The 8,065-nt window shown below is 72.7% G+C and carries 15 protein-coding genes; all 15 read left to right on the forward strand.

Annotated features, from left to right (window positions below):
- The first annotated feature begins 174 nt into the window (after positions 1 to 174).
- The 15 genes from ACZ5C2_RS38290 (at position 175) to ACZ5C2_RS38360 (ending at position 7,980) form a co-directional block, all read left to right on the forward strand.
- A complete protein-coding gene (locus tag ACZ5C2_RS38290; RefSeq protein ID WP_437076449.1) occupies positions 175 to 687 on the forward strand; it encodes a hypothetical protein in 513 nt (170 codons plus the stop codon).
- The gene (locus ACZ5C2_RS38295; protein ID WP_468801554.1) at positions 684 to 1,028 is read left to right on the forward strand and encodes a hypothetical protein; all 345 of its coding nucleotides are present in this window, start codon (positions 684 to 686) and stop codon (positions 1,026 to 1,028) included. The genes ACZ5C2_RS38290 and ACZ5C2_RS38295 overlap by 4 nt, the downstream gene beginning before the upstream one ends.
- A complete protein-coding gene (locus ACZ5C2_RS38300) occupies positions 1,025 to 2,005 on the forward strand; it encodes an AAA family ATPase (RefSeq protein ID WP_468801556.1) in 981 nt (326 codons plus the stop codon). Before ACZ5C2_RS38295 ends, ACZ5C2_RS38300 begins: the two co-directional genes overlap by 4 nt.
- Positions 2,006 to 2,094: 89 nt before the next feature.
- Positions 2,095 to 2,796: a hypothetical protein gene (locus tag ACZ5C2_RS38305; RefSeq protein ID WP_468801557.1), complete on the forward strand. Its 702-nt coding sequence runs from the start codon at positions 2,095 to 2,097 to the stop codon at positions 2,794 to 2,796.
- Positions 2,781 to 2,936 (forward strand): hypothetical protein, encoded by a 156-nt coding sequence (locus ACZ5C2_RS38310; protein ID WP_468801559.1) that lies wholly within the window; start codon positions 2,781 to 2,783, stop codon positions 2,934 to 2,936. Before ACZ5C2_RS38305 ends, ACZ5C2_RS38310 begins: the two co-directional genes overlap by 16 nt.
- A 107-nt stretch (positions 2,937 to 3,043) precedes the next feature.
- Positions 3,044 to 3,544 (forward strand): hypothetical protein, encoded by a 501-nt coding sequence (locus tag ACZ5C2_RS38315; protein WP_468801561.1) that lies wholly within the window; start codon positions 3,044 to 3,046, stop codon positions 3,542 to 3,544.
- Positions 3,545 to 3,749: 205 nt separating this feature from the next.
- The gene (locus ACZ5C2_RS38320; protein ID WP_468801562.1) at positions 3,750 to 4,190 is read left to right on the forward strand and encodes a hypothetical protein; all 441 of its coding nucleotides are present in this window, start codon (positions 3,750 to 3,752) and stop codon (positions 4,188 to 4,190) included.
- Positions 4,168 to 4,473 (forward strand): hypothetical protein, encoded by a 306-nt coding sequence (locus ACZ5C2_RS38325; protein ID WP_468801564.1) that lies wholly within the window; start codon positions 4,168 to 4,170, stop codon positions 4,471 to 4,473. Before ACZ5C2_RS38320 ends, ACZ5C2_RS38325 begins: the two co-directional genes overlap by 23 nt.
- 90 nt (positions 4,474 to 4,563) lie before the next feature.
- The gene (locus ACZ5C2_RS38330; RefSeq protein WP_468801566.1) at positions 4,564 to 5,241 is read left to right on the forward strand and encodes a GGDEF domain-containing protein; all 678 of its coding nucleotides are present in this window, start codon (positions 4,564 to 4,566) and stop codon (positions 5,239 to 5,241) included.
- On the forward strand, positions 5,238 to 5,681 hold the full coding sequence (locus ACZ5C2_RS38335) for an ASCH domain-containing protein (RefSeq protein WP_468801567.1): 444 nt from the start codon (positions 5,238 to 5,240) through the stop codon (positions 5,679 to 5,681). The genes ACZ5C2_RS38330 and ACZ5C2_RS38335 overlap by 4 nt, the downstream gene beginning before the upstream one ends.
- The gene (locus ACZ5C2_RS38340) at positions 5,678 to 5,968 is read left to right on the forward strand and encodes a hypothetical protein (protein WP_431998562.1); all 291 of its coding nucleotides are present in this window, start codon (positions 5,678 to 5,680) and stop codon (positions 5,966 to 5,968) included. The genes ACZ5C2_RS38335 and ACZ5C2_RS38340 overlap by 4 nt, the downstream gene beginning before the upstream one ends.
- A 20-nt stretch (positions 5,969 to 5,988) precedes the next feature.
- On the forward strand, positions 5,989 to 6,162 hold the full coding sequence (locus tag ACZ5C2_RS38345) for a hypothetical protein (RefSeq protein WP_468801569.1): 174 nt from the start codon (positions 5,989 to 5,991) through the stop codon (positions 6,160 to 6,162).
- Between the two features lie 11 nt (positions 6,163 to 6,173).
- Positions 6,174 to 7,022 (forward strand): Lsr2 family DNA-binding protein, encoded by an 849-nt coding sequence (locus tag ACZ5C2_RS38350; RefSeq protein WP_468801571.1) that lies wholly within the window; start codon positions 6,174 to 6,176, stop codon positions 7,020 to 7,022.
- Entirely contained in the window at positions 7,022 to 7,771 is a 750-nt protein-coding gene (locus tag ACZ5C2_RS38355) for a hypothetical protein (RefSeq protein ID WP_468801572.1), read from the forward strand. Before ACZ5C2_RS38350 ends, ACZ5C2_RS38355 begins: the two co-directional genes overlap by 1 nt.
- 29 nt (positions 7,772 to 7,800) lie before the next feature.
- On the forward strand, positions 7,801 to 7,980 hold the full coding sequence (locus ACZ5C2_RS38360; protein ID WP_468801574.1) for a hypothetical protein: 180 nt from the start codon (positions 7,801 to 7,803) through the stop codon (positions 7,978 to 7,980).
- The last annotated feature ends 85 nt before the right edge of the window (positions 7,981 to 8,065 follow it).

Here is an 8,065-nt window from a genome sequence, read left to right on the forward strand (position 1 = left end):
CCCCCCCCCCCCCCCCCCCCCCCCCCCCCCCCCCCCCCCCCCCCCCCCCCCCCCCCCCCCCCCCCCCCCCCCCCCCCCCCCCCCCCCCCCCCGGGGCCGCACCGGGCGGCCGCAGCACCGGCAAAAGGCCGGCCGCCCGCTCCCTCACCCCTTCGAGATCAGGAGACCCCCAGCATGCATGCTCACCGTCCCGCCGTCTTCGCCGCCCTCCTCGGACTGACCCGCGCCGCCAGCGCCGTCGGCGACTTCTGGATCCAGGACGACTTCTGTGCCCGGGTGAAGGGTGCCTCCGACGACCACCCGGTCACCTACGAGGACCCGGCCACGAAGGAGAAGACGACCCACGGCACGGCCGACGGCCGTATGGCCTGCCTGCACCACTGCCTGACCTACACGGCCACGCAGGCGATCGTCGCCGGGGCCGGCGCCCGCGCGCTCGGCATCCGAGTCCACCCGGCCGCCGCCGCGGCCGCGCTCGCCATCTCCTTCACGACCCACTACGCCGCGGACCGACGCGTCCCGGGCAAGGGTCTGCTGGAGCGGCTCGCCACCAAGACCGGCAAGGGCAACTTCTACAAGCTCGCCGACTTCGGCATGAACGGGGCCTTCCACCTCGACTCCGCCTGGCACCACGGCTGGGAAACGGTCGCCGCCGTGGTCGCCACCGCCAAGGCGACCACCCGATGACCAGCCGCACCCGCCTGGACCGGGTGCGCGCCTCGCTCGGCATCGCCCAGCTCGCCCTCCAGCAGATCGAGGACGACCTGAACGCCGACGACGTCGACGCCCGCGAGCTCGCCGCGATCCTGCGCGAGCTCCAGGAGGACATCGACGTCCCCGGCGGCCTCTTCCCGATGCTCGCCCAGGTGGTCAGCACCGCCGCACGGCGGGCGGAGCAGCTCGAACCCGACCGCGACGGCGACGCCTCCTGCCCCCTGCACGAGGCCGCCGCCCTGATCACCGACAACGCCGGGCAGCGCCTGAACTGGGCGGCCCGCTCCCTCGACCCGCAAGGAGACGACGCATGACCTCGGTGCTCTACCCGGACCTGCCGGAGAACGGGCTGATCGTGCTGATCGGTGCCTCCGGCTCGGGCAAGTCGACGCTGGCCCGCACCTGGCCGGCCTCCCAGGTCCTCTCCCTCGACGCCCTGCGCGGCACGGTCAGCGACGACCCCGGCCAGCAGGACGCCACGAGCGATGCCGCCGACGTCCTCAAGCTGATCCTGGAACGCCGGATGGCCCGCAAGCTCAACACGGTCATCGACGCCACCAACGTCGAACAGAGCGTGCGGGTGGAACTGGTGATGGCCGCCAAGCGGCACGGCATGCCGACCGTCGCGGTCATCGTCGCCACGCCGCTGCCGGTCTGCCTGGAGCGCCAGGGCCCGCGCCCGGCCAACCGGCGCGTGCCCGAGGACGTCGTCCGCGCCCAGCATCAGGCCATGGTCGCGTCCCATCAGCGGCTCGCGGCCGAAGGCTTCAACACGGTGGTCTTCGCTGACGCCCTGTACCGGCTGGAGCCGTTCCTGGAGCGGCTCTCGCAGGTGCGGGAGGCCGACCTCGGGCGTGACGGCAGCGAGGGCCTGGGCGACCTGTGGCTGGCCCGCCGCTTCTTCGGCCCGGAGATCCTGCCGCTGTGGCGGTGGCGGCCGGGCTCGGACCTGGTGACCGGCCGGGACCGCGTCGCGGAGATCCGCCTCGGTCAGCAGTACCTCACCCTCGCGCTGCGCGAGGACGTCGACGGCGAGGGCGACTTCGGCTTCGACATCTTGCTGCCGTGCCCCTTCGACCCGGAGTGCGACGGGCAGGCGTGGGCGCCGGCATACAGCGTCAGCTGCCTGTTCCGGGCGCTGACCGGCGCCATGGACAACGACCCGGACACCGTCTGCACCGTCCACGGCGACGGCGTGGACCAGGAGGCCGACGACCACGACCTCCAGGACGACGACCCCGAGGGCCGCGCCGACCTGGAAGCGCAGTACGCCGACGCGGTCCGCGCGTGAGGCGTACCGCCGCCACGCCGAACAACCCCACCCCACAGGGCGCCGGGATCACCCGGCGCCCGCCGTTACCCCAGGAAGGACATCCCGCCATGGGCATCACGATCACGAACACGTACGGCACCGCACACCACGTCAGCGACACCAACCCGGCCCACGTCACCAGCTGCGACTACTACCGGCTCCCCCTCGTCGGCACCATCGTCCCCGGGAACCCCGGCTACGAGGACATGGTCGACATGCTCAAGGAGAACGGCCACGACACCCGCCCCGAGGGATACGGGCTGATCTTCCTGGAGTCCGAGGAGTTCTCCGCCACCTACTTCGGGTCGATCGAGCAGATCGAGCAGTACAAGCGCGAGAACACCGACGGCGAGGCGACCTTCGACGCCTCGCAGGGCGTCATGTACGCCCAGTGGCCCCACGGCAAGGGCTGGGACGACTTCCTCCCCCGCACCTTCTGGAACGTCAAGGCCCGCGGCGGCATCGCGGACGGCGTCGGCCTCGTCACCGCCTTCGCGCACACCGAGATCCCGGGCGCGGAGGTCGTCGTCTTCGAGTTCGAAGGCAAGTGGCTTCCAATGAGCCGCAGCAGCTGGTCACCTACCACTGCACCGGCTGCCACCTGGACACCTTCCACGACTGCGGGCACGTCCACGAGAACACCGGCCCCAGCAGCCGCCGCTGGGCCGCCCGCCAGGCACGCCAGCACATCATCAGCGCCCACCGGCACGGCGTCGGCGACAAGCACAGCGCCTGCCGCCCCAACAACGGCGAGATGCTGCGCACCGTGAACGCGCTCGCCCGCGACATGTGGGGCACGACGGGCAACGCCCTCCCGGACACCGACGACGCGTACTGCGCCACCAAGGGCCCCTGCTCGATCATCCGCGAACTCCGTGCCGGAGTCCGCCCGCCCGTCTACCGCGCCTGACGGACGCTCCGTGCCGCCCCGGCCTCCGTGCGACGGAGACCGGGGCGGTCGCGGTGGTCCCTCAAGCAGCCAAAACCCGGGACCAGGACCAGAGAGGGATGGACGTCATGCCGAACCAGCAGGCCCACCGTGAAACCAGCGCGCAGCCGGACCGGACGGACTGGCAGCTCGCCCAGGAGTACCTGCATCGCGCCCGGTACGCCGACAGCGCCCGCCTCGCTGAACTGTTCACCGACGAGGAAGCCGCCCGGGCCACCGCGTACCTGGCCGCCCAGCACCCCGACGCGGACCGGCTGACCGCCATCGAGGCCCGGCTGAAGGCCGTTCCCGGCGGTTGGCGGCAGAGGGGCGGTGACACCGGCGTCATCGAGGACGGCGACGGCCGGCCTGTCGCCGTCCTCGGCACCAGCGGCGCCGAACACCTTCCGCTGGGGGAGTTCGTCGCCGCTGCCCCTGGCGACACCGAGTGGCTCACGCAGCAGCTGCGGCGGGCGTGGGCGCAGCTGGACAGGCTGCGGGACCGGATCGACGACGCCGGAAGCCTCATGCACATCCACCACGTCGCCACGGCCATCGACTACGTCCCCGGCTCGAAGGAGACGGAATGAGAGTCCAGCCGCCGCACCCGCATCCGCTCACCCCGGCCGACCTCCCGGCCGGAGACCGACTGGTGGCACGGCTGTCCGGACTGCCCTCTGCCCATCCAGGGCGGGGTCGCCGGCCTCGCCGCGCACCGCCGCACGGTCCACACCCACGCGGGAGACCCCCGGCGCCCCATCACGATCCAGCTCGACTTCTGACAAGGAGGCCCTTATGGCCACCCAGACCCGGACGGACACCTTCGCCGCGCTCCGTGACTGCTTCGCCGCCGACCTCGCCGCCCTCATCGGCGACCAGGCGCCGCGCGGCACCACGCCGAACGCGTTCATCGACCTGGTCGAAGAGGTCCGCGACGTCCTCGCCGCGTCCAGCATCGGCACCTGGCGGGAGGCCAGCGAGGAACTGGACCGACGCCGCCGGCCACCTCACCGACGCACTGACCAGCACGGACGGCGACCAGGCGTCGCTGTTGGCCTGGGCACGCACGCACCTGCGCGACGCCGTCACGACGGCCAGCTGAACCCACGCCTTCGAGTTGAGCGCACTCTGCGCCGCCCCGGACCCCGCACCCGCCGGGCCGGGGCGGTCGCAGTGGCCCCTCAACCACGAGAGCGAGAGGAGATGGGTCGTCATGCCGCACCGCGAGGTCTATGAGGTCGACGTCCCGATACACCACACCAGCAACCCGGCCCTGCGGGGCTTGCACGTCTTCGCCGGCGAGGCGGACTCCCGCAATACAGCCCTGCGACGCGCCCACGAGGTGTACGACGCCGCGCTCGCCGCGCGGCAGGCCGGACTGGAGATCCCCGGCCAGCAGCCGGACAGCTGGACCGCGCACGGGCTGCGGCCCGGCTGGGAGCTCGACTGGCTCGCCGCGAAGGCCGGCCCCTGGAAGAGCCCCTACAGCTGGACCACCCGCAGCGACTTCGAGCTGTAGCTACGCCCCGGGACGGACGACACGGCGTCCAAACCAACCGCCCGTCCCGGGCCCACCCAACCCGTACGAGACGAGAGGGAGATCCCCAGTATGGACTCCATCCTGCGCGTTCAGGGCCGGATCGGCCCGCGCACCCTCCTGATCACCACCGCCGCGCTGCCGCTGACCGGCTGGACCGTGCACGCCGTCGCGCTGCACCGCCGACTCGCGGCGACCCGCAAGGATCCGCTGACCGGCCTGATGCGCCGCGACGCCTACACCGCCCGCGCCCGCCGGCTCCTGGCCCGCCACGGCGACAACGTGGCCGTGGTCCTCATCGACCAGGACCACTTCAAGGCCGTCAACGACACCATGGGTCACGCCGCTGGCGACGCCGTTCTGGCCGCGACCGCCGCCCGGCTCACCGCGTGGGCGGGCCCGCGCGCGGCCGTGGGCAGGCTCGGAGGCGATGAGTTCGCCGTCGTCCTGGAGCTGCCCACAGCCCGCCTGGAGCAGCGCCTCGCGCAACTGGTCCGGATGCTGCACACCCCCGTCGTCCTCGAGGACGGGCGCACCGTCGACGTCGCCGCCTCGGTCGGCGCCGCGACCCCGGCCGCGGTCGGCTCCCGCGACCTGAGCCTGTTGCAGCGGGCTGCCGACGCCGCCCTGTACGACGGCAAGCACTCAGGCCGCGCCGCCGTCGCCTCGCCCGCGCACACCACGCTGCCGTCCATCAACGGCCGCCGCGCCGGGCGCCTCGGCACCGCGGTATGGGGGCGAGCCGCATGAGCGTGATCACTCTCCCCGAAGGCGACTGGATCCGCGGCATCACCATCCGCCAGCCGTGGGCCACGTGCATCCTCGCGGGCAAGAACCCGGAGAACAGGCCGGTGCACTGGCCGTGGGAGGGCTGGATCCTCATCCACGCCGGGAAGACGAAGCCGGAGCCCGCCGTGCTGCGCGACCCGCTGGTCGCCACCGCGATCCGCGGCCGCGAACTACACCTGGGTGCGGTCATCGGCGTCGCCCGCCTCACCGGCTGCCACCCCGATCAGGGGCCCGAGAAGTGCGCGAGCCCTTGGGCGGAGCGCGGCGCGCACCACCTGGTCCTCGCCGACGTCCAGGAGCTCTCCCTGCCCGTGCCCGCCACGGGCGCGCTCCCGGCCTGGAAGCCGAAGCCGGACCTGGTGGCGCAGGTGTTCCAGCAACTGCCCGACTTCCGGCCGTGACCCGCACGGGACGCAAGAAGGAGAAGGCGCCGTTCGAGCCGGGCCTGATCCCGGCTCCCGGCGAGCTTCTCGTCTGGCGCGACGGCCAGCACTTCGACCGCTGGCAGGACCTCCCCTGCACGCTGTGCGGCCAGCCCACGCCCATGCGCTCCCACTCCGGCGAGCCCGTGCACAAGGCATGCGCTGAGGACTGGATCACCGCCAACCCCGTTGAGGCCCGCCTCGGGCGGTTCGCCTCCGACCTCGCGCCGAAGCCCAAGTCCAAGGGCCAAGGCGACCACGCCTGACCTCCACCTGGAGGACCTCCATGAGCAGCACCGAACGCGACGTCGACCACGCCCTCGCCTACCCCGAGCCGCCCGCCTCCCCGCTGTGGCACCGCCACGGCGCGAAGGCCCGGCCGCTCACGCCGGCCCAGCAGAAGCGCAACCGCAAGCTGCTGGACATCGCCCAGCGCAAGCCCCGCACCAGGGCCGCGTAGGAGGGCCAGTCATGTTCACCGACATGAAAGAGGCCCTCGCAGCCGAGGGCCTCGAACTCACCCCGCTCGGCAGCGACCAGAACACCGCCGCCTCCGCCGTGGTCGCCCACCACGCCCGCGACAAGGACGACCTCGCCGACCTGCTGGCCGCCCTCGGACTGCCCTGCGCCGAAGACGACCTGGTGCGGCTGCTGCCGCACCTCACCAGCCCTGACACCACCACCGGAGATTCCATGACCGTCAACGCCTTCACCGCCACGGCCGCCTCCATGCTCAACAACGGCGACAGCCCCAAGCACGTCCGAAGCACGCTCGGACTGTCGGAGAACGAACTCGCCGAAGCCGTGAAGCACGCAGCCCTGCCCAACACCCCGGACACGGACGAAAGCACCCGGCAGGCGCCGGTCCCGGCGTCCGACGGCACGGCGGACACCGAAGTGATCGAGGCCCTGCTCTCCTGGGCGGAGAACCACCCCGCCGCCAGCATCCGCAACCGGGCCGCCCGCGTCCGCAGCGATCTCATGGAGCTGACGGACCGCCGCGCCACCGACGCAGCCCAGCAGGAAGCTGAGGAGCGCGTCGCCAAGGCCAAGGCAGAACTCGAGGCCGCGCATGCGCAGCTGCGCGCGGTGAAGGCCGGCGGCCACGCCGCCAAGGCGGTACACGACGCCACGCCCCTGGCCCCCGTCCCGGCCCCGGCGGCTCCCACCAAGAAGCGCAGCAAGGAAGAGCTGGCCGCAATCCGCACGTGGGCGCGCGCCAACGGCCATCAGGTCGCCGACCGGGGCACCCCGGCCAAGGCAGTCCTGGACGCCTACGACGCCGCCCACCGCACCACCAACCTGGCGGAGGCGAGCTGATGGAAGCCATACCGCTGGTGCTGGACGGCTACCTGGCCGCCGAACCTGAACCCGGCGACCGAGAGGGCACCGTCTCCTGGCGGCTGACCTGCTCCGCCGGCACCGACCACCTGGTCGAAGAAGCGGTCATCCCCTGCACCACCATGGAGCCGGAAATCGCGCACGCCCTGCTCACCGAGCGACAGCCCGGCGACCTGCTACGCGTCATCGGCCACCTCACCCTCCCCGGCACCGCCGACGGGGTCATCCGGCTGCACGCCGAAAGCCTCGAAGTGCTCTGGGAAGCGCCGATGCTGGACGCCGACGGTGATGACGCAGACACCGCAACCGCGACAGCCGCGGACGCGGACCGCAACAACGCGATTGCGGCTCTCGCCGAAGCCCTCACCGGCTTCGGGCAGGCCGCTCCCGGTCCCGGGCAGAGCATCCGCATCCACATCAGCCCGACCGGTGCCCTGGGCTCGGGCCTGGAGCACTGCCACAGCTTCGACGTCACCCCGGCCATGGCCCACCGGCTCGCCGACTACATCGACGCCATGAACTGCTTCATGGACAGCGAACGCCCCGACGGCGTGGTCCTGAACCCAGAGACCATCGCGGACCTGACCGATCTGTTCGACGACATCGACCTGATCGACCTCACCAACACGGTCCTCAACGCCACCCGGCCCGAACACCGGCCCGCCGTCACGCAGGCGATGGACGACATGTTCGGCGACATCCCCGCCCCCGAGGACACGGACCCGTGACCGCCAGCCCACCGAAGGGAAGCAACGCGATGCCCACCCAGCCTCAGCGCACCGTCCTGGAGCGGTTCCCCGCCGGTGGCCCCCGCGGCTCCTGGCCGGCCGAAGAGTATGCCGCCGCCCAGCGCGCCCAGGGCCGGCCGGACGCCCGGGTCGTGATGCACCTGTCCAGCGACCAGTTCCTCGTGGTCACCGACACCACCACCCAGTAGCCCCCCGGGGGGGGGGGGGGGGGGGGGGGGGGGGGGGGGGGGGGGGGGGGGGGGGGGGGGGGGATGCGGAGCCCGTGAGGGGGAG

The sequence above is a fragment of the Streptomyces sp. NPDC031365 genome, from assembly GCF_055569765.1.

Excerpts from the sequence above, each read along its gene's own strand:
- ACZ5C2_RS38290 (WP_437076449.1), top strand. The coding sequence starts at position 175 with ATGCATGCTCACCGTCCCGCCGTCTTCGCCGCCCTCCTCGGACTGACC.
- ACZ5C2_RS38310 (WP_468801559.1), top strand. The coding sequence starts at position 2,781 with ATGCTGCGCACCGTGAACGCGCTCGCCCGCGACATGTGGGGCACGACG.
- ACZ5C2_RS38325 (WP_468801564.1), top strand. The coding sequence starts at position 4,168 with ATGCCGCACCGCGAGGTCTATGAGGTCGACGTCCCGATACACCACACC.
- ACZ5C2_RS38300 (WP_468801556.1), top strand. The coding sequence starts at position 1,025 with ATGACCTCGGTGCTCTACCCGGACCTGCCGGAGAACGGGCTGATCGTG.
- ACZ5C2_RS38305 (WP_468801557.1), top strand. The coding sequence starts at position 2,095 with ATGGGCATCACGATCACGAACACGTACGGCACCGCACACCACGTCAGC.
- ACZ5C2_RS38350 (WP_468801571.1), top strand. The coding sequence starts at position 6,174 with ATGTTCACCGACATGAAAGAGGCCCTCGCAGCCGAGGGCCTCGAACTC.
- ACZ5C2_RS38320 (WP_468801562.1), top strand. The coding sequence starts at position 3,750 with ATGGCCACCCAGACCCGGACGGACACCTTCGCCGCGCTCCGTGACTGC.
- ACZ5C2_RS38295 (WP_468801554.1), top strand. The coding sequence starts at position 684 with ATGACCAGCCGCACCCGCCTGGACCGGGTGCGCGCCTCGCTCGGCATC.
- ACZ5C2_RS38355 (WP_468801572.1), top strand. The coding sequence starts at position 7,022 with ATGGAAGCCATACCGCTGGTGCTGGACGGCTACCTGGCCGCCGAACCT.
- ACZ5C2_RS38360 (WP_468801574.1), top strand. The coding sequence starts at position 7,801 with ATGCCCACCCAGCCTCAGCGCACCGTCCTGGAGCGGTTCCCCGCCGGT.
- ACZ5C2_RS38330 (WP_468801566.1), top strand. The coding sequence starts at position 4,564 with ATGGACTCCATCCTGCGCGTTCAGGGCCGGATCGGCCCGCGCACCCTC.
- ACZ5C2_RS38335 (WP_468801567.1), top strand. The coding sequence starts at position 5,238 with ATGAGCGTGATCACTCTCCCCGAAGGCGACTGGATCCGCGGCATCACC.
- ACZ5C2_RS38315 (WP_468801561.1), top strand. The coding sequence starts at position 3,044 with ATGCCGAACCAGCAGGCCCACCGTGAAACCAGCGCGCAGCCGGACCGG.
- ACZ5C2_RS38345 (WP_468801569.1), top strand. The coding sequence starts at position 5,989 with ATGAGCAGCACCGAACGCGACGTCGACCACGCCCTCGCCTACCCCGAG.